The sequence below is a fragment of the Streptomyces sp. NBC_00080 genome, from assembly GCF_045041255.1.
Lineage (GTDB): Bacteria > Actinomycetota > Actinomycetes > Streptomycetales > Streptomycetaceae > Streptomyces > Streptomyces coriariae.
Genome location: NZ_CP108235.1, coordinates 1388632 through 1409372, shown reverse-complemented (window position 1 = coordinate 1409372; position 20741 = coordinate 1388632). Strand labels below are relative to the sequence as shown.

Genomic DNA, 20741 nt, shown 5'->3' with positions numbered 1-20741 from the left:
GGGGGCGCAGCCCGGCAACCACTGGACGCAGGACTTCGGCACGGTCCGCTGAAGCTCACGGGGTTCGTGAGCCCGGCCGGGGGTGGTACCGGCGGGTCGGCGCTCGGCGGAAGCCACCGCCGCACCGGCGCCCCGGCGGGTCGGTGCTCGGCGGAAGCCACCGCCGCACCGGCGCCCCGGCGGAAGCCGCCGCGCACTGCCCGCCCGTAGTGCGCCCCCGCTTCCGGGCGTATCGGGTCGGCGGGATATCGTCCCGCTGCTTGTTCACTTTTTCTCACAGGAGCCTCATGCGCCTCAGACAGGTCTCCCTGGTCGCGACCCTCTCGCTCGTGGCCGGCCTGACCGCCGCCACCGTCGGACCGGCCGGCTCCGCGGTGTACGCCGACGGCACGGCCGCGCTGCCGCTGTCCGGTTACGCGCATCTGGTGGTCGACCCCGCCCACCGGCACGTCTTCGTCAGCCAGGGCGCCGGCTCGACCGGCATCGTGGTGACCGATCTGTCCGGCACCCCGATCACCACCGTTGCGGGGGAGCAGGGCGCCACGGGTCTGGCGCTGTCGCCCGACGGCGGCACGCTGTACGCGGCACTGGCGGACGGCGGCGCGATCGCCGCGATCGACACCGCGACGCTCATTGAGACCGCCCGCTGGTCCACCGGCGCGGGCAGCTCCCCGGTCTCCGTCGCGGTGGCGGGCGGCCGCGTCTGGTACGGCTACACGGCCGACGGCAAGGGCGGCATCGGCTCGGTCGACCCGTCCGCGCCCGCGCCCGCAGCGATTCCGCAGCCCGCCCTGTCGCAGTGGACGTCCGCACCCCTGCTCGCCACCGGCGGCGATGTGCTCGCGGCCGAGGAACCGCAGGGCAACCTCAGCCACGTGGCGACCTTCGGCGTCGCTTCGGGCACGGCGTCGGTCAAGGCGGACACCCTGGTCCACGGCGGCACGGCAACCGGGCTCGCCGTCACCGGCGACGGCACGCGGGTGCTGCTGGCCGCCCCGCAGCAGCTCGCCCTGCGGGCGTACCGCAGCACGGACCTCGCGGCCGCAGACCCCGCCGGGTACTTCACCGGCGGCTCCGGTTCCGCGCCCGGCTCGTTGGCCGTCGACACCGACGGCACGGTCGCCGTCGCCGGCACCTCCGGCGTATACCTCTACGCCGCCACGAACACCCTCGCCGAGAACCACCTCACCCTGCCGTCCGGCACGGTCGCCCCGGACGGCCTGGAGTGGGGTGGCGACGGCACGACCCTCTACGCCGTCACCAAGGACTCCTCGGGTGCCTACAGCCTGAACGTGCTGGGCGCCCCGAAGCTGACGGACAGCGAACTCGCCCTGCGCCACCCGCAGTACGCGGTGCCGACCGAGCGGTACACGGTCGGTGGCTCGCTGAGCACCCTCGGCCTCCTGCCGGCCGGCGCCGCGCTGAAGGTCACCCGCGACGGCACCGCCCTGCCCGACACCACGCTCGGCGCGGACGGCACGTTCACGTTCACCGATCTCCGGCAGGACGAGGGCCCGTACACCTACCAGGTGGCGTACGCCGGTGACGCCACCCACCGCCCCGCGGCGGCCTCACTGATCGTGAACGTGGCGAAGCTGCCGACCGATGTCGTGGGCACCGACATCACCTCGGCGAACCCCGGCTCGGTCGTCCTCACCGGCCGCCTCATGGCCCAGCTGGGCCTGGGCACCTTCCCGCCGGGCACCACGGTCCAGGTCGCCCGGCGCGACGAGAGCACCCAGCAGACCGTGCCGCTGGGATCCGTACCCGTGGACCCGACCACCCTCCGGTTCACCGTCACCGACGCCCCGGGCGTCGCCGGCTCGTTCATGTACGTCTTCACATACGCCGGGGACGCCACCCACCAGCCGTCCGAGAGCGGCATGAGCCTCCTGGTCGCCCCGTACGCCCCGGCGCTGACGCTGAGCGCCCCGGCGACCGCCGTCCGAGGGGCGGCCCTGTCCTTCGGCGGCAAGCTCGGTGACGGCCCGTACGCCGCCGGCCGGACGGTCACCGTCTCCCGCAAGGACGCCGCCCACAGCACCCCGGTGACCTGGACCACGCCGGTGGCCGCCGACGGCACCATCACGGTGAAGAACACCCCCGACATCGGCGGCGCCAACACCTACACGGTCACCTACCCGGGTGACGCCTCCCACAAGGCGGCCACCGCGGTCGCCACCGTCCAGGTGTCCCGCGCGGCGGCCGCCCTGACCGTCACCAGCAGCGCGCCCTCGTACGCGTACGGCGCGACGGCCACCGTCACCGCACACCTGGGCACCACCTACAACGGCCGCACGGTGTCGATCCACGCCACGCCCTACGGCGGGGCGAAGACCCTGGTCACGACGGGCACCGTGGACGCCTACGGCAACCTGAGGACCACCTACAAGGTCACCCGCAACACCACCTTCACCGCGTCCTTCGCGGGCGACTACCGCTACGCCCCCGCGACGGCCACCCGCGCCGTCAACGGCTACGTGAAGATCGCGACGGCGCTCGGCGGCTACTACACGAGCACCACGTACAGCGGGATCACCTACCGCGTCTTCCACAAGACGGTGAAGCCCACGGTGACCGCGACCGTCACGCCCAACAAAGCGGGCCAGTGCGAGCGTTTCGAGGTCCAGCGGTACTACAGCGCCGCCTGGCACACGCTCACCACGTCGGGCTGCTACGCCCTGTCGTCGGCGAGCAGTGCGAAGGCGCAGCTCAGCCTCACCAACGCGCTCAACCAGAAGTTCCGCGTCCGCCCCAAGTACGAGCGCTCCACGAAGGACCTCAGCAACGTGAGCACATGGGGCGGCTGGCTCTACTTCGTGGTGCGCACCTGAAACCCGTGACGCGGCCGGAGGCCGCCCGGACGACGCCGGGCTGTGCCCGCCATGTGCAGCCTGGCGTACGCCGCACCGGCCCTGCCGGACCAGCCCTCAGGGACCTGTCCGTGCTGGATGTCGTCTGGCTCGACTGAACCACCCCCGTACGAGCATCGGCCCGTCCCCGGCATCGGAGTTGCCGGGGACGGTGAGGCTGGATTTCAGCGGGTCCTCCTCGGGGCGCCGCGCCTGCTCGGCCTGCCGCCGGCCCCGGTTGTGCCGCATCCGGTCTACCGGTGCCCGCATCGCCTCGTACGAGAGCGCCTCGCCCACCAGACCCGCCACGTGCGCACGGTCTTCACAGCCCTCGGGTTGGCGGGGCGCTGGGCTTCGAGCCCGTGTGCGGGATTCAGGGCCGGATGCGGAATCCTGCGCTCAGCTGTTGCTCCCGCCGTGAGCTGGCGCCGACGCGGAGTGCGAACTCACCTGGTTCGACCACGCGGCGGTTGTCGGCCGTGACGAGTGAGCAGTGCGAGGCAGGGACGCTGAGGTGGACCTCCAGGCTTTCGCCGGGAAGGATCTCGATCTGGGTGAAGCCCTTCAGCTCCTGCTCGGTCCAGGTCACGCTGGTGGTCAGGTCGCTGACGTATGCCTGGACCGTTTCCAGGGCCGGACGGCTGCCGGTGTTGGTGAGCCGTACCGTGGCGTCGACAGTGCCGTCAGCCGTGACGTCCGGGCCGTGTACGACAAGGTCGGAGTAGGTGACGGTGGTGTAGGTGAGGCCCTCGCCGAACGCGAACAGGGGGTCCTGGGTGAGGTCCGCGTAGCGGCTCCCGTGCTGGCCTCGCACCTGGTTGTAGAAGACCGGTTGCTGTCCGACGTGGCGTGCGAAGGAGACCGGGAGCCGGCCGCTGGGTTCGGTGAGTCCGAGGAGGAGTTCGGCGACGGCGCGGCCGCCGCGCATGCCCGGGTTGAACGCCTCGATGAGTGCCGCCGCGTTCAGTGCCGAGTCCGGCAGGGTGCTCGGCTTGGACTGGGCGAGTACGACGATCGTGGGTGTGCCGGTGGCGGCGACCGCGTCCAGCAGTGCGATCTGGCCTCCTTGGAGGTCGAGCGTGGCTGTGGAGCGCAGCTCACCGGTGAGGGCGATGGTGTCTCCCACGACCACGACGGCGTAGTCGGCGGCCTCCGCGGCGGCGGTCGCCTCCCGAAGCTGTGCCTGGTCGACCGGGGCGGGGATGAAGACGGGCGGCTGCGGTTGGCCGTCGGGCCCGACCGACCAATCGCCCATGGACGCAGGGCTTTCGATGTCGGCTCCGCGGGCGTGGGTGATGGTCCAGTCGGCGGGTGCGACGGCGCGCAGGCCGTCGAGCACCGTCTCCACCGTCTCGCGTGGATGCCCGTCGGGCATCCACCCGACCTGTCCGGATGCGCCCGCCCAGTCGCCGAGCATGGCTTCCTGGCTGTCGGCGTTGGGGCCGATGACCGCGATCGTCCGCGGCGTGCCCCGGTTCGCGGCGCGGCCGGTTCCGTCGGCGGTCAGCCCGCCGTCGAGGGGCAGGGTGCCGTCGTTGCGCAGCAGCACCAGGGAGCGTCGGGCGGTTTCCAGGTTGAGGTCGGCGTGCGCGCGGCAGCCGATCACCTGCGCCTGCCGCTCGGGGTCGGGGGTGCGGGGGTCCTCGAACAGCCCAAGTTCGAACTTCAGCCGCAGAATCCGCCGTACGGCGTCGTCGATCTGTTTCTCGTCGATCAGGCCGCGGGTGACCGCCTCCTGCGCGCCCTCGAAGAACGCCGGCGTGGCCATGATGAGGTCGTTGCCGGCGTTGACGGCGACCGCCGCCGCCTCGACGTGGTCGGCGCAGGTCCGCTGGTCGTAGACCATCCGGCCGACGTTGTCCCAGTCGGTCACCAGGGTGCCGGTGAAGCCCCACTCGCCCTTGAGTACGTCGTTGATCAGCCACTGATGCGCGGTGATGGGCACGCCGTCGATCGACTGGTAGCCCAGCATGAAAGTGCTGCAGCCGGCCTGAGCCGCCTTTTCGAAGGGGGGCAGGAACCAGGAGCGCAGCTTGCGCGGGCTGAGATCGGCTTCGCTCGCGTCGCGCCCGCCCAGGGTCTCGGAGTAGCCCGCGAAGTGCTTGGCGCACGCCAGCACGGCTGTCGGATCGCTGAGGCCCTCGCCCTGGTAGCCACGCACCATCGCCGCCCCGAGTTCACCGATCAGGAACGGGTCCTCGCCGAACGTCTCGTTGACCCGGCCCCAGCGCAGGTCCCGGGTGATGCACAGCACCGGCGAGAACGTCCACTGGATTCCGGTCGCCGCGATCTCGGTCGCGGCCACCCGGGCGACACGGTGGAGCAAGGAGGGGTCCCAGGTGCAGGCCATGGCCAGCTGGGTCGGGAAGATGGTCGCGCCCGGCCAGAACGAGTGGCCGTGGATGCCGTCGTCTGCCGTCAGCAGCGGAATACCGAGCCGTGTCCGCCGGGCCAGTTCCATGGCATCCGGCATCCTCTCGGGCGACACGTGCAGGACCGATCCGGCCAGCTTGGCCGACACGATGTCCGCCAGGTCCCCGTGTTGTGCGTCGAGCGTCAGCAACTGCCCGACCTTCTCCGGGATAGTCATCCGTGCCAGCAAGTCTTCGATCCTCGCTTCCACGGACGCTTCCGGATCCAGGTACGCGGCAGAGTGGACCGGCTGTCCCACTGTGTTCTCCAAGGGATGAGTCGTACGGGGGCAGGAGGTTGATCGGCGACGGCGGGTGCCTCTGCCATCAGGTGCGCATCGCGACGCCGTCGCGTCGGTGCGGGCTCGGCTGTGACGTCGGGCCACGGATCACGAGGCTGGTGGGAATGGTGCGCGAGGGGGCGGCCTCGGGCGATCCGCGCACGGGCTCGCCCTTGCCGTTCAGCACCCGGGAGACCGGCGTCCTGCCGACCCGGCCCGCGAGGCCACGTCGGCGACAGTGACTCCCATGCCACCTCCCCTCCCTTCCAGCAGAGGCGGAAGACTTCCCTCCCGCACCGAAGGACCGATCGCACAGAGCCCTCGCGGAATCGGTGTCGGAAGCGGTCCCGGAACCGGTTCCGGGACCGGAAGTGACGCGCCGAAAGGCTCGACCGGTAAAGCGGGCTCAGCCCTTTACGGCGGAGCTGGCCACGCCCTGCACGAACCACCGCTGGAAGAACGTGAAGACGATCAGTACCGGCAGGACCAGCAGGACGCCGAAGGCGAGGACCTGGCCCCAGTCCACGGGCTGCTGGCCCTGGAAGACGCTCATCTGCAGCGGGAGGGGACGTACTGAGGGGTCGGAGACCATCAGGACGGGCCAGAGGAAGGAGCCCCACTGGCCGAGGAAGGTCAGGATCGCCACCGACGCGTACACCGGCTTCGACATCGGGACGACGATCGCGAAGAAGGTGCGCCAGGGGCCGGCGCCGTCGATGCGGGCGGCTTCCTCGATGCTGGGCGGGATCGCGCGGAAGTAGGTGGCGAACTGGAAGATGGAGAAGGCTTGGGCGATGAAGGGGATGGCCTGGATGTAGATGGTGTTGCGCTGGTCGTTGAACATGTAGAACAGCGGGACGGCCACTGCTTCGAACGGGACGAGCAACAGCAGCAGCACGAGCGTGAAGACGGTGTTCTGGCCTTTCCACCGCAGCCGGGTGAGCCCGTAGGCGGCCATGGAGTTGACGATCAGCCCGCCGAGCACGACGACGGCGGACAGGAGCAGTGAGATGCCCATGAACCGCCAGAAGTAGCCGGTGGCGTCGGAGTCGAAGCTGTCCAGGACGGCCGTGTAGTTGTCCAGCGACAGGTGGGTGGGCAGGAAGCCGGTCAGGCCGTTCAGCACTTCGTCGGAGGGCTTGAAGCTGCCCAGGAACAGGTAGAGGACGGGCAGGACGAAGATGAAGGCCAGGACGCTCAGGACGGCGTAGTCGAGGAAGTGGCGCAGGGGTGAGCGGGTCATGGTCAGTCCTCGTTGCCCGCGCGGACGACGCGGCGCTGGGTGAGGGTCAGGGCGACGACGATCAGGAAGAAGACGACGGTGATCGCGGACGCCTGGCCGATGTTGTTCTGGTCGAAGGCCGTGGTGACGGCCTGGTACATCACCGTGCGGGTGGCGTCCTCGTCGAGTCCGCCGCCCTTGACGAGGACGTAGACCTGGTCGAAGACGCGGAAGGAGAACACCGAGGTGAGCAGGGCCACGAAGACGAGGGTGCCGCGGATGCCGGGCAGGGTGACGTGGCGGAACTGCTGCCGGCGGGAGGCACGGTCGAGCTGGGCGGCCTCGTAGAGCTCGCCGGGGATCTGCTGGAGTCCGGCGAGGAGGATGACCATCTGGAAGCCGACGCCCTGCCAGACGGACAGCACGATGATCGAGGCCATGGCGGTGAGCCCGTCGCCGAGCCAGTCGAAGGCGCCCCAGTTGCCGAAAGTCACCGCGTCCAGGGCGGAGTTGAGCAGGCCGTCGCCGCTGCGGGCGAGGATGAGCCGCCAGATGACGGCGACCAGGGCCATGGGGAAGACGACGGGCAGGAAGAACAGGGACCGGAACAGTCCGATGGCCTTGAGTTTGCGGTTGAGGAGGATCGCCAGGGCCAGTGCCAGGCCGGTCTGCAGGGGTACGACGACCACGGCGAAGGTCAGGTTGTTGAGCAGGGCCCGCAGGAACGGGCCGGACATGTCGGGGTCGGTGAAGATGCGCCGGTACTGCTCCAGGCCGAAGAAGCGGGGCGGGAGCGGCGAGCCGAGGCGCACGTTGTAGAAGGAGAGCACGACCGCGTAGACGAAGGGGGCGCCGACGAAGGTGATGAGGCCGACGAGGGCGGGTGCGGACATCAGCAGCCCGTGCAGCCAGTCGCGGTTTCTGCGCCCGGACCGTTTGGGCTTGGCGGATGTCGGTGGTGAGGTCGGTTTCCTGCCGGCGGGCGTGGCGGGTGCGGGATTGACGGTGGTCACGGTAGGGGTCCTCTTCCCGGCCGGGAGGGGCGGGTGCTGCCAGGGTGCGCCCGGCCCTCCCGGCTGCTGGATGCCGGTTACGGCAGCTGGTAACCGTCGTTGTCCGAGTAGTCCTGGTCGATGGCGCGGGCGGCCTTGGCGAGAGCGGTCTTCGGGTCGGCGCCGCCGTAGATGTCGCTCAGCGCCTGGCTGAACTTGGCGGTGACCGTGGGGTATCCGGCGGTGACCGGGCGGGTCACGGCCACGCAGGACTTCGTGATGTCACTGTCGCCACACGGCTTGGCCAGCTGGTCGGCGTAGAGCTGGAGCGGGCCGCCCTGCTTGTACAGCGGGCTCTCGGCGAGCACGGACTTGGTGCCGGGAGGGGCACCGTTGGCCGTGGTCATCGCGGAGACGTTGGTGTCGTTCATGAGGGAGTCGAGGAAGGCGCCGGCGGCCTTTCCGTTCTTGGTGTCGGCGCCGATGCCCCAGGCCCAGGAGCCCTGGCCGGTCTTGGGGCCGTTGCCGAAGTCGGGCAGCGGCAGCACGACGAGGTCGTCACCGAGGGCCTTGCTGTAGGCGGGGTACATCCAGTGGCCCACCCAGCTGAGGGCGACGCGGCCCTTGGTGAAGGCGTTCGAGTCGGTGTTGGGGTCGACGTAGTTCTTCCAGGACTGGAAGGTCTTCAGCGCCGAGGCCACGGCCGGGGTGTCGAGAGCGCCTTCGGCCTTGCCGTTCTTCAGCAGCGAGCCGCCCGCCGACCAGACGACCGGGCCGAAGCCGTAGGTGCCCCACTCGTTGGCGAAGCCGCCGCCCTCCTGAAGGTCCAGGCTCTTGCCGTCGGGGTCCTTGGCGGCCAGCTTCTTGACGGCCGCGGTGAACTCGGCCGCCGTCCAGGCGTCGGACACACCGGTGGGGTACTTCACCCCGGCCGCGTCCAGCAGCTTCTTGTTGCCGTAGATGCCGAGCCCGGAGTCGTACATGCCCAGGCCGTAGTGCTTGCCGTCGATCTCGCCCTCGGCCTTGACGGCGTCCGTGGCGTTGGCCAGGGTCTTGGCGGAGACGTAGTCGTCGATCGCGGCGAGCTTCTGGTTGTAGACGAAGTTCGCCATGGTGGGGCCGTCGAACTCCATCACGTCCGGCAGCTTGGAGGCGTCGGTCGTGGTGATGGTCTTGGTGTAGTCGTTGTCGGGGATCAGCGTCAGCTTGACCTTGACCTTCTTCTGCGAGGAGTTGAAGGTCTTCACCGCGTTCTGCACGGCGCCGGCCTCGCTCTGCTGACCCTGGTGGGCCCAGACAGTGATGGTGCCCGTGCCGCTGCCCTTCTCGGCGGAGGTGTCGGTGCCACTGCCCCCGCCGCAGGCGGCCAGCGCGGCCAGCGGAAGGACGAGGGCCAGGGCCGTACAAGCCGTCCGGCGGGAATTTCTACTGCCGATGTTCATGGTGGGTGCCTCCGGTGTGTGGTGCGGGTCAGGGCGGGAGGTGCGGATGGGGCGTGGAGGGTGGAGAACTGGGGTGGGAACGGGCCCTACGGCGTGGGCAGGGCTGCCTGCGCGTGCGGAGAGAGGTGGGGGCTCATGCGGACTGTCCTTCGGGCTTGGCGGAGTTGCCGCTCGCCTCCTTGATCACGAGAGGCCGCAGCTCCCAGGCGTCGACCGCGTAGCCGAGGTGCGCGTTGGGCGCGCTGCGTGCCTGGAGCCGCCACGGGCCGTCCCCGGTCGGGTAGAAGCGCAGGGTGAGGACCTGGCCGGTGGAGGTCAGGAAGACTTCGGCGATGGAGTGGTCGACGACCACGCGCAGGTCGACCGGCCGGCTGGTGAGACAGGGCATCCGGTAGGAGCCGCCGCGGGCCCGGGTGTCCAGCGAGGCGTGGTCGCGGTCGACGACCAGTTCGCCCGTGTCGGCGTCGAGGCGGATGTCGAGGTACTCCGAGCCGTCCGGGGTGGTGAGCAGCCGCAGACCGGCGTTCCCGGTCGGCTCCAGACGGGCCGTCAGGTCGAAGGCGCGGCCCACGCTGCCGAGGTCCACCGGGCCATCTGTCACGCCCTCGGTGTGGACGGCGTGCTCGCCGCGCAGGTCGAGCAGTTCGGTGGCGGGCTGCTGGCGCAGCGTTCCGTCGCCGCCGACCGAGATCTCGCGAGGCAGGGTCAGCACGCCGGCCCATCCGTCCGCGACCGCCCAGGCTTCCTCCCGGGCTTCCACGGACCAGCCCCACAGCAGCCATCTGCCGCCGGGCGCACGCAGCAGGGCGGGTGCATAGCAGTCAGGGCCGTGGTCCACGAGGACTGGCGCGCCGGCCTCGAAGACGGCGCCGTGTTCCTCGCCGACCAGAGCCGTGACGCACCGTGGGCTGTCGTCGTCGTTCCAGGCGCTGAAGACAAGAGCACCGGGCCGTCCGGACTGCGCCGGGAGGTACTGGGGACATTCCCAGCCCTCGCCGGTGTGCAGGTCGGTGCCGCCGACCGGCTCCTGCTCGCGGGCGTCGAAGGGACCCAGGTAGGTCCAGGTCTCCAGGTCGGGCGACTCGTAGAGCAGGGCCGCGCCACGGCCGTCCGCGAGTGCGGCGCCGACCAGCATCCGCCAGCCGTCGCCGTCCTGCCAGACGTACGGGTCGCGGTACATGGTGCAGCTCTCGGGCCAAGCGGGGACGACCAGTTCGCCGCGCGGGCGGAAGGTCAGGCCGCCGTCATGGGAGGTGGCGTAGGTGACGGGCTGGTGCTGGGGCGAGCGGTCCTCGCGGTGCGCGGAGTAGAAGGCGACCAACCGGTCGCCATCGGAGACGGCGTTACCGGAGAAACAGCCGTCGGCGTCCAGGCCGCCCGGGGTCGGGGACAGGGCGATCGGCAGCGGCTCCCAGGTCAGCAGGTCGGGGCTGCGGAAGTGGCCCCAGTGCATGTTCGCGTGGGTCGACCCGTACGGGTTGTACTGGTGGAAGACGTGGTAATGGCCGTCATGGAAGACGAGCCCATTGGGGTCATTGATCCAGTTGTGGGGCGGGCGCAAGTGCGCAACGGGCCGGAACAGATCACGGGGCGCGGTGGACACACACGTGCCTTTCGGTAAGTACAGAGGGCATGCGAAGGGCGGTCACCGGACGAAACCGGCCACGATCCCTTCGCAGAATTCGAAGAAAGTGACCTTCACCAGCACACGCGGCAGGCCCCCGGTGACATGCCAACGGAAGCGAGGTCCGGCGCGATGCCGGCGGCGAGCTGCGGGAGAGAGGCCTGGTGACGCGCCGACACCTGGTCGGCGAGGAGCGCGAGGCTCAGTGCCCTCGCGCCTGAGGGGCCGGGCCGCTGGAGGAGCGGGACGAACTGGCGCGGACCAATCCGCCCGCGCCTACCGGCGGGGCGGAGGCGGCGTCCAGCACCAGCAGGGTGCGACGGCTCGACGCCTCGTTGAAAATCTCAGGGGACATGTGTGTACCCTCACTGTGTTCCAAGTACTGACAGGACCGACGACCGGTTGCGACGGTCGCCTGTCATGGTGTGAAATGCTTCGCCGTCCCGGGGTCAGAGTCGGGGCGGCGAAGCAACCGATGCCCGCGCCACCAGCGGGCAAAGCAGAATCTCCTGGATGTCCGGGCCCGGTGGCCGGCCCGGCGTCTTGGTGAGCGTGAGCAGCTGGGCCACAGCCCGTGCCCCCATCTCGTAGTGCGGGAGCTGAACCGTGCTCAGCGCGGGGTAGACGGCCTCGCAGACCAGCTCTTGGTTGTCGAACCCGATGACCGACAGATCACCGGGGATGGACAGTCCCAACTCGGCGGCAGCGCGATAAGCACCGGCGGCCATCCGGTCGTTGAAACAGAACAGTGCCGTGGGGCGCTGCTCCGCCGTCAGCAGGCGCCGGGCAGCCCGGTAGCCCGCGTCCACATCGCCGACCGTCGTCCCGAAGGACACTGCCGTCTCCGCGGCGACCAAAGACGGGTCATAGGGGACACCGACCTCGGCCAGCGCCTTGCGGTAGCCCTCCAAGCGGCCCTGCCGGGCGGGAACGTCGACGGTCTGCACGGTCATGCCGATCCTGCGGTGCCCGTGGTCGATCAGCTCACGCACCGCCGTGTATCCGCCCTGGACCTCATCGGGCACCACGAAGGGGATGGCGGGGTCCTCGGAGCGCGCGTCCAGCAGCACGGTGGGCGTCGAGCCCAGGCTCTCCGGCACGCGCACGTTCCGGTGGTACATCGCCGCGTACAGCACGCCGTCCACCTGCCGCTGGAGCAGCATCTCGATGCTGGTGCGCTCCAGTTCGGCATCGCCGCTGGTGTTGACCAGCAGCAGCACCAGGCCCGCGGCTGTGGCGGCCTCCTGGGCGCCCAGGATCGTCCGGCTGGCATGGGGGGTGGTGGCGATCTCATCGCTGACGAAGCCGATGGTCTGCGACCGCTTCAGCCTCAGCCCCCTTGCGAGGCCGTTCGGCGCGTACCCGAGTTCGTCGGCGACCCGCAGGACGCGCTGCCGGGTCTCCGCACTGGCCCGCTTGCCCTCGACGCCGTTCAGAATGTGCGACACAGTCGCGGTCGACACACCAGCCGCCGCGGCCACGTCCTTGATCCCGATCCGGCGCGCCATTGCCCCTGCCCAAAGTAGTAGATACCGGGTTGGTTAATCGTTTAGTCAACCGCGTGCCCATGAGATTGCCCATGGCCAGAGCTCCTGTCAATGGCTCGTTACGAACTCTTGGCCGTCGGATGTCCCATGCGGAGGTCCAGCGGCAACGTCGCGCCCACTCCACGCCGATCGCCTGAGCCAAGCCACCCACCTCCAGACGCGACGTCGTACACGACCCCGGTCCGCGCCGGACCTCAGGCGTTGCCGACGAGGTCGGCCTCGATCCCCGCCAGGACGGCATCTTCCTGTCCTCGAGCGATGGTCAGGTGCGGCACGATCTCGGCGAACCGGCCGCCTCGTCCCGGCACCTCCGCGAGAGCGAAGCAGGCGAGCGCATCCATTCGGCTCTCGTCGAGGAACGGGAAGAGCACGGTGATGTGGGCTGGAACCCCGGCCCGGGCCGAGGGGCGCTCACCACCGACGTCGGATGGACGGCCAGTTGTCGGTGCGGCCTGCGTACCCGCACTTCACCACGTCCGGAGATTCGAGCCGGTGCAGTCTCAGGGGGAGGCTTTCGGCCGCGTTCTGCCTGCGGGAGGCGTGCGGTTGCCGCCCAGCCGTGTTCTCTGCGTGTCCTATGCGAGCTTCTGTACCTTTCATGCACTCGAAGGGGAGGGGCTGATTCCTGCCCGAATGGCGAGGCGAACGGTGGGAATCGCACGGATTCTTGTGCGATTCCTGTGTCAGTTTGTGTGCACCTGGTGACCACTGGGGTCGCCGGGGCCGTCTTTCATGTGGGGGAATTCCATGTACACGCGTGCCTTCGGCATGCCCTTTCGGCGTGCCCGCGAAAGATCAGCCGCTCTCGCCGCCTCGGCGATGATGGTCTCCGCGGCGCTGGCCCTGTCGGCACTGCCGGCCGCCGCGGTCGCCGACGACACCAAGCCCACTTCGGTCTGGGGCCCGGACAGCCCCGACTTCGAAGTGCCGGCAGTGAAAGTCGGCCCGAACCGGCCCGTGAAGACTGAGCCATCGCAGAATCCGACCGACGAGGTGTACGCGCCCTGGCTGCGGGAGCAGCGCGAACACGCCAAGGGCGCACCGTCCGAGAAGGCCAAGTCCCGTAGCAGCGCGGCGGGCACCTCGGCGGCGTCGCTGGTGCCGGAGGGGCAGGGCAACGTGCCCTGGCACCGGTACACCAGCTTCGCCATCACCGATGCTCTGACGGCGAAGGTCGATTACTCGACCGGCAACCTGATGCTGACGGCCACCGACTTCGACATCGCCGGGGTGGGGCAGCGCCTGACGCTGGCGCGGACGTACAACTCGCTGGACGCGCCGTGGGGGAAGGTCTCGCAGCGCTGGTGGCAGCAGTACGAGCGCTACCTGTCCCTGTCCTCCACCGAGGCGCTCTTCTACGACGCCTCCGGCGCCACGGTCCGCTTCGCCAAGAACGGCGACGGCTCCTTCACCACGCCTAAGGGCTACTCCGAGGACCTGAAGAAGAACGCGGACGGCACCTACACGCTGACGAAGTGGAAGTCAGGGGCGACGGAAACCTATGACGCCAACGGCACGCTGACGAAGGTCACCGACCGCAACAAAGGCACGGTCACCGTCACCCAGCACGACGAGGGCGGCGAGCACAAGGGTTTCAAGCTGACCGAGACGCGCTCCGGGCGTTGGATCGACCTGCTGAAGACGGACGCCTCGCAGTGGCAGGCCAAGGACAACACCGGCCGCACCGCCGTCTTCAACCTCGACAGCACCGGCAACCTGGCCACCACCACGGACACCGAGGGCAAGACGGTCACCTTCCGCTACGACACCTCGGGCCGTATCGACAAGATCACCACCGTGGAGGGGCGGGTGACCGTCTTCACCTACGACGACGCCAACCGCGTCACCTCCATGTTGCGTGGCACCGGCTTCAACAGTGACGGCCACACCGGTCCGACCTGGACCTACAGCTACACCAGTGACTCCGCAACCGCCGCCGGCACGACCACCGCCACCGACCCGGAGACGCACGCCACGAAGTACACGCACGATGGCGACGGCCAGGTCACCGAGGTGACCGACGCGCTCGGCCACAAGCGGTCCACCAAGTTCGACGCCAACCACAACATCGACACCGCCACCGACGCGATGGGCTCCGGCACCACCCCGGGCAACGTCACCGACTACGGCTTCGACACCCGCAACAACCTCAAGACCGCCACCCTGCCAACCGGTGGGGCGACGGTCAACAACTGGCAGACCATCGCCGGCGGCGACGTACCCAAGGACTCCACCAACCCCGACGGTGAGAAGACCGCCTTCACCTACGACACGGCCGGCAACACCAAGACGGTCGCGCAGACCGGCACCGGCGGCGGCAGCGTCTCCTACGACTACAACCCCGCCACCGCCGGCTGCGGCGGCTTCGAGGGCCAGCGCTGCGCGCAGAAGACGAAGATGACCTCCTCCAAGACGGTGGAGACGGACTTCCACTACGACGCCAAGGGCAACCTGGAATGGGCCAAGGCACCGGCGCCACTGGGAAAGACGACGTACACCTACGACGACCTGGGCCGCACCAGGACCGTCACCGACGCCCGTGGTGTCACGGTCACCTACACCTATGACAACCGCGACCGCCTCCGCACCGTCACCTCACCGAACACGGTGAAGGTCGAGTACTGGTACGACGGTGACGGCAACCTCAGGCAGCGCTCCGACAACACCGGCACCATCTCCTACGAGTTCGACCCGCTGCAGCGCGAGACGGTCCGCCACCTCCAGGACGGCTCCCAGACCCTGCTGACCTACACGGCGGCCGGCAACGTCGACTCCTACCAGGACCCGGCCGGCACGGTCGACTACACGTGGAACGAGGTCAACAAGCTCAAGGAGCTCAAAGACCCACAGGGCCGGGTCACTTCGTACGCGTACAACAACAACGACGTCCGCAGGACGACCACGTACCCCGGCGGCACGGTCCAGACGGTCGAGGTCGACAAGTCCAGCCGGCCGCAGTCCATCAAGGTCACCTCGGACCAGGGCACCCTGGTGAACCTGGCCTACACCTACGGATACGGCACCAACAGCGCCACCGACGGCAGCAAGATCCGCACCAGCACCGACAGCGTCACCGGGCTGAAGCGGACGTACAGCTACGACGGGGCGGGCCGCTTCTCCTACGCCAAGGAGGAGAAGGCGGGCGCGATCGCCGACTCCTGGCAGTACTGCTACGACCTGGCCGGCAACCTCACCTCCCAGGGCACCGAACCCGGCTGCCCGCGCGGCACCACCTACACCTACAACGACGCCCAGCAGCTGACGAACAAGTCGAGTTCCACGGGCACTTGGTCCTACGACGCCATCGGCAACGAGACCGCCGCCGCCTCCACCGACGACTACCTCCGCACCGGCGAGACCTGGACCGACCACTCGCAGATGACGTCGATCACCGTCGACAGCAAGACGTACGTGGGCCAGTACGGCTCCACCGACCAGAGTGAACGCGTCAAGCTCGGCGACACGTTCTTCCACAACGGTCCGCTGGGCCTGTCCGCGAAGACGACCGCCGGTGTGGACATGGGCTTCAACCGGGAACCCGGGGGCACGTTGAACTCCATGACGACCGGGGACAAGACGTACTTCTACCTCACCGACGCGATCGGCAGCGTGATCGGTCTGGCGGACGAGGGCGGCAACAAGGTCGACACCTACACCTACAGCCCCCGCGGCGTCCGCGTCCTGGCCCAGTCCACCGAACCGGTCGCCCAGCCCTACCGCTTCGCCGGCAATTACCAGGACTCCACCGGCCTCTACCACCTGCGGGCCCGCTACTACGACGCCAACATAGGCCGCTTCACCCAGCCCGACCCCTCGGGCCAGGAACAGAACCCGTACCTGTACGCCGAAGGCGACCCCGTCAACCGCATCGACCCCGACGGATTGCTGAGCCTGGGAAGCATCGGGGACGGACTCGGCGTCGCGACCATCCTCTACGAGGGATTCACCGGCGGCACGGGCGCGGCTGAGAAAGCCACCGCAGCCATGATCGCGGACATCGGTATCACGGGGCTCTGCGAAGCTGGAGCCGCGGCGTTCACCGGACCGGGTGCTGTCCCGGCGCTCCCATACTGCATGACCATCGGCGCGGCCGCAGGCACTTACATCGGTGCCACCTACAAGAGCTGACGAACGGACCGATCGTGTTTGCCGGAGCAGGCGTTGTCTTGCTCCGGCACCCGCGGTTCCGAACAGGGAGAATGAGATGATCCAACCGGGAAGAGGGCGCCAGATCCTACTCTTCGGCATGCTAGCTCTCGTCTGCGGTGCACTTCTCCTGGCAATCTCCTCCGGGAGCCCGGCAGGCGCATTCGGATGGCTGCTCATTGCGGGTGGAGCCCTCTGTGTGCCTGTGAGTCTGATCAGCAAAAAGAAGGGGCAGAGGTGATGTGGTCTCTTTCTGCCCCGCCGTTGCTGCGAGATGGGCAATCGGCGCTCTTGTTCACCGTCGGATTTATCGTGCTGGTAGGAGTCGCTATTTTCTTCTTCAGCAAGAGGAACAGGTGAAGTGCCCGTGACGTCGTAGCACGAACGCGGTGGGTGTGGCCCGACCCAGCGGTACGCATACGTCAGCCGGCCACGAGGCCGGTCTGCGTACGGCGCGAGCTGCTGCGCCAGTCGCGGCCGCTGCTGCCCATCCTCGACGCCAACGTCCTCCTGGTCGAAGCCCGCGCTCCGGCCAAGAGCAACGGGAAGCACACGATATGCGCGTCGGCAGCGGCAGCGGCTCTGACCGCGCGCTCGGCTCGCACCACGGAGTCAGAACCGACCTGAAGGTGGCGTCAACCGTCACCTACGAAGCCAGGGGTGGGACGCGGCGGCGAGCCACCCCGGCTGGGGTTCATCGGATGTGCTTCGCCGGCTTGGTGGCGGCGTTGAGCAGGTACTCCAGGGGGCCGCGGCGGAAGAAGCGGGACCAGATCGCGGCGAACACGATCGCCCCGAGGACGAACATGAGAAGCGGCACCCAGGACTGCTCGGTGCCGGGCCCGACCCCGAGCTCGGACAGCCAGGACTGTACGACGAAGTGGCCGACGTAGGCGGTCAGGGACATGGTGCCCACGGCGACGACCGGTTTGGCCAGGCGGCGCAGTCGCGGGAGGCGGTCCATGACCGCCGTCGCGCCCACGATCACGAGGATCGCGACTCCCACGCTGCCGATGATGTCGAACGTGGTCCCGCTGTGCGGCCCGGCTGTCAAGAGCATCGATGCCTGGGGCTCGAACGACCCGCCGTCGGAGGGCATCGACCCGGAGCTACCGGACGACCCTCCGCTTTCCGCCAAGCTGTCCAACGCGTGCTTGCCGGCCAGCAGCAAGGACATGCCGTACGCGGCCACGGTGAGGCCGGCGCCGAGCGCGGCCAGGCGCCACTGGACGGCGGTCCGGGACAGGTCGAGGCGGGCCAGCGCCATACCGGCGATCACGAACGATATCCACGTGATCGTCGGGTAGAAGCCGGTGAACAGCAGATCGAGCACTCCCACGTCGCTGAGCCGGTGGAGCGGGTCGTAGGCGTTGATGCTCTGCTGGACCGGCTCGGTCAGCAGCGAGCTCAGGGCGAAGGACAGCTGTGGTGTGACGAGCGCGAGGGCGAGGCCGAGGACCGCGAGCGTCCTGGCCCGCAGTCGCACCAGGGGCAGCGCCAGGAGGAAGTAGACCCCGTAGAAGCCGAGGATGATCACTCCGCCGTATTCCATCGCCATCACGGTGCCCAGCGCCAGCAGAACCACGGCGCGGATCGCGATCCTGGCCTTCGCCTGCCGGCCGGCCAGGCCGGTCTTCGGCTGACGTCGGCCGGAGAGCAGCATCAGGGAGAACCCGGCGAGGGTGGCGAACAGGACCGACGAGTGACCGTCCGCAAGGTACCGGATCCAGTTGGCGACGCCGTCCGTGGCCGACAGCGGGGGGCCGATGTGCACGACGTACATGCCGAAAACCGCCAGCGCGCGGGCCAGATCCACCCCGACGAGGCGTTCCGTCGAAGGACCGGGCGAGGCCGGCACGGCGGACTCGGGGGAGGAGGTTCGGGGCTGCGGAGCTGACGTCTCCCGCAGCGGCTGCGACTTTGTCATACGGAGAATCTCGCGTGGACGTCAGGAGGCGGACCATCCGGCAGGCTTCGGTATCGGCCCCGCCGATCGGCGGGTACCACCCTGCCGACCGGCGGAGTCTCCTCACGACCGGTCCGACGTGACCGGACAGCGGACTTTTCCAGCCACTCGGCGGGGGTGCACCCGACAGTTGCCGGATGGGCGCGAGGCGGCCGGACTTCCAGGCTGGAGGTATGACACACCGTGCCCGACACAAGGAGCGCCAGGACTTCCCCGGATCATCGGCCGATGTACCGCGCCGTGACGCCGTCCCGGGCAGGGGCGAGTTTCTGGAATTCCTCGGCATGACGCTGGCGGCCGGCGCCTTCACCCTGTTCGTCGTGCGCCCTGAGGCATCCGAGGCGTTGGTGCACCTCGCCGCGAGAGCGGCCGCATTCGTCCACTGAGCCGACGCAGGCTCACCCCTGATGTGCCGGACCGCTGATGCGGTGCTCGGCGGACTGCAAAAGAGAGGCATTTCGTGAACACCGCATCCGCCCCGATGACGGATGACAGGTCCCTGTCCGCCCGAGAGACGCTCACGACACTGTGCGCGTATGTCCGGCCGCACCGGTGGGCCGTCGCTCTCGGCCTGCTGTGCGCCCTGGCCGGGGCCGCCGGGGGACTGCTGCAGCCGCTGGCCACGAAAGCCCTGGTGGACCGGCTCGCGACCGGTGAGACCGTCGCCGGGATCCTGATCGGGCTCACCGTGCTGGTGGTGCTGGGCACGGCGGTCGAGGCGTTCGGCGCGTATGTGCTGGAGCGGACGGCGGAGTCGGTGGTCCTGGCCGCGCGGCGCACCCTTGTGGGGCGGTTGCTGCGGCTGCGGATCGCGGAGTGGGAGCGGATCGCGCCGGGTGACCTGATGTCGCGGGTCACCTCGGACACCACGCTGCTGCGGGCGGTCAGCACCCAGGCGGTCGTCTCCGCGGCCACCGGCGCGGTGGCCTTCGTGGCGGCGTTCGTGATGATGGCGTTCCTGGACGTCGTGCTGCTGGGGGTGACACTCGGTGTGGTCGTGCTGGTCGGCGGGGCCGCCGCGCTGGTGATGCCGAGGATCGCGCAGGCCACCGAGCGGTCGCAGGAGGCGGTCGGGGAGATCTCCGTCGCGTTGGAGCGGGCCTTCGGGGCGTTTCGCACGGTGAAGGCGTCCGGTGCCGAGGAGCGGGAGACCGCCCGGGTGGAAGCGGCGGCACGGCGGGCGTGGCGGCACGGCGTGAAGAGCGCGAAGTGGGAGTCCGTGGCAGGCTCGACGGACGAACTCGCCGTACAGCTGGCCTTCCTCGCGGTGCTCGCGGTCGGCGGGGCGCGGGTGGCGTCCGGGGAGATCCCCGTATCCACCCTCATCGCCTTCCTGCTGTACCTCTTCTACCTGATCGAACCGGTGTCCAAGCTGGTCGACGCCATGTCCCACTACCAGGAGGGAGCGGCCGCGATCTCCCGGATCGCGCAGGTGGAACGCCTGCCGACGGAACCGCCCGCCCGACGGACGGGCGCCCTGCCCCGGCAGCGGGCAACGGTGTCGGGTCCGGCGTCGGTCCGCTTCGAGGACGTGTCCTTCCGCTACCGTCCGGGCCTGCCGTACATCCATCAGCAGGTGAGTTTCGAGGTACCGGGGACCGGGATGACGGCCTTCGTGGGCCCCTCCGGTGCGGGCAAGTCGACGGTCTTCGCGCTCATCGAGCGGTTCTACGAGGCCACCGGCGGCCGGGTCCTGGTCGACGGCGAGGATGTACAGGACTGGTCCCTGTCCGAGCTGCGGTCCGCCATCGGGTACGTGGAGCAGGACGCTCCGGTGCTGGCCGGCACGCTGCGCGAGAACCTGGTCTTCGCCGCGCCCCGCGCGACGGACGACGACATCCGCGACGTCCTGTCCCGGACGAGGCTCGACACCCTCGTCGAGCGCCTGCCCCACGGCCTGGACACCCCGGTCGGACACCGCGGCTCGAAGCTGTCCGGCGGCGAGCGGCAGCGCGTCGCCATCGCCCGCGCCCTGCTGCGGCGGCCCCGGCTGCTGCTTTTGGACGAGGCGACCTCGCAGCTCGACGCCGTCAACGAGCTGGCGCTGCGGGACGTCGTCGCGGACGTGGCACGGGAGACGACCGTGCTGGTGGTGGCCCACCGCCTGTCGACGGTGACAGGCGCCGACCGGATCGTCGTCATGGACGCCGGACGAGTACGGGCCGTGGGCACCCATGAGGAACTTGCGGCCCAGGACCAGCTGTACGCCCGGCTGGCGGCCACCCAGTTCCTGACCCCCACGCGATGACCCACCACAC

The 20741-nt window shown here is 69.4% G+C and carries 13 protein-coding genes; 4 read left to right on the top strand and 9 right to left on the bottom strand.

Features of this window, described 5'->3' with window-relative positions; all coding sequences use genetic code 11:
• Window positions 1-287: 287 nt before the first annotated feature.
• Window positions 288-2834, top strand: a complete 2547-nt coding sequence (locus OHU34_RS06270) for a hypothetical protein (protein ID WP_142267327.1) — start codon at window positions 288-290, stop codon at window positions 2832-2834.
• A 391-nt stretch (window positions 2835-3225) separates the two neighbouring features.
• Here OHU34_RS06270 and OHU34_RS06265 read toward each other — a convergent pair whose 3' ends face one another.
• The 8 genes from OHU34_RS06265 to OHU34_RS06230 all read right to left on the bottom strand — a co-directional run bounded on the left by OHU34_RS06265 (window position 3226) and on the right by OHU34_RS06230 (window position 12712).
• On the bottom strand, window positions 3226-5442 hold the full coding sequence (locus tag OHU34_RS06265; protein ID WP_405765247.1) for a glycoside hydrolase family 3 N-terminal domain-containing protein: 2217 nt from the start codon (window positions 5440-5442) through the stop codon (window positions 3226-3228).
• 508 nt (window positions 5443-5950) lie between these two features.
• Window positions 5951-6787, bottom strand: a complete 837-nt coding sequence (locus OHU34_RS06260; protein ID WP_142267328.1) for a carbohydrate ABC transporter permease — start codon at window positions 6785-6787, stop codon at window positions 5951-5953.
• A gap of 2 nt (window positions 6788-6789) precedes the next feature.
• Window positions 6790-7779: a carbohydrate ABC transporter permease gene (locus OHU34_RS06255; protein ID WP_142267329.1), complete on the bottom strand. Its 990-nt coding sequence runs from the start codon at window positions 7777-7779 to the stop codon at window positions 6790-6792.
• A 77-nt stretch (window positions 7780-7856) separates the two neighbouring features.
• Complete coding sequence (locus OHU34_RS06250) at window positions 7857-9200, bottom strand: sugar ABC transporter substrate-binding protein (protein WP_230196685.1); 1344 nt, start codon at window positions 9198-9200, stop codon at window positions 7857-7859.
• Window positions 9201-9333: 133 nt separating this feature from the next.
• On the bottom strand, window positions 9334-10803 hold the full coding sequence (locus OHU34_RS06245; protein WP_405765243.1) for a glycoside hydrolase family 32 protein: 1470 nt from the start codon (window positions 10801-10803) through the stop codon (window positions 9334-9336).
• Window positions 10804-11026: 223 nt separating this feature from the next.
• Entirely contained in the window at window positions 11027-11179 is a 153-nt protein-coding gene (locus OHU34_RS06240; protein WP_160160022.1) for a hypothetical protein, read from the bottom strand.
• 94 nt (window positions 11180-11273) lie between these two features.
• A complete protein-coding gene (locus OHU34_RS06235; protein ID WP_142267332.1) occupies window positions 11274-12332 on the bottom strand; it encodes a LacI family DNA-binding transcriptional regulator in 1059 nt (352 codons plus the stop codon).
• A 233-nt stretch (window positions 12333-12565) separates the two neighbouring features.
• Complete coding sequence (locus OHU34_RS06230; protein ID WP_200839876.1) at window positions 12566-12712, bottom strand: hypothetical protein; 147 nt, start codon at window positions 12710-12712, stop codon at window positions 12566-12568.
• Between the two features lie 478 nt (window positions 12713-13190).
• On the opposite strand from OHU34_RS06230, the gene OHU34_RS06225 reads away from it, so the two are divergent.
• Complete coding sequence (locus OHU34_RS06225; protein ID WP_230196693.1) at window positions 13191-16499, top strand: RHS repeat-associated core domain-containing protein; 3309 nt, start codon at window positions 13191-13193, stop codon at window positions 16497-16499.
• A 712-nt stretch (window positions 16500-17211) separates the two neighbouring features.
• Here OHU34_RS06225 and OHU34_RS06220 read toward each other — a convergent pair.
• Window positions 17212-18444 carry a DUF418 domain-containing protein gene (locus OHU34_RS06220; RefSeq protein ID WP_142267334.1) on the bottom strand — a complete coding sequence of 411 codons (1233 nt, stop codon included), beginning with the start codon at window positions 18442-18444 and terminating at the stop codon, window positions 17212-17214.
• A gap of 212 nt (window positions 18445-18656) precedes the next feature.
• On the opposite strand from OHU34_RS06220, the gene OHU34_RS06215 reads away from it, so the two are divergent.
• Window positions 18657-18869 (top strand): hypothetical protein, encoded by a 213-nt coding sequence (locus tag OHU34_RS06215; RefSeq protein WP_142267335.1) that lies wholly within the window; start codon window positions 18657-18659, stop codon window positions 18867-18869.
• A gap of 74 nt (window positions 18870-18943) precedes the next feature.
• Window positions 18944-20731, top strand: a complete 1788-nt coding sequence (locus OHU34_RS06210) for an ABC transporter ATP-binding protein (RefSeq protein ID WP_142267336.1) — start codon at window positions 18944-18946, stop codon at window positions 20729-20731.
• The last annotated feature ends 10 nt before the right edge of the window (window positions 20732-20741 follow it).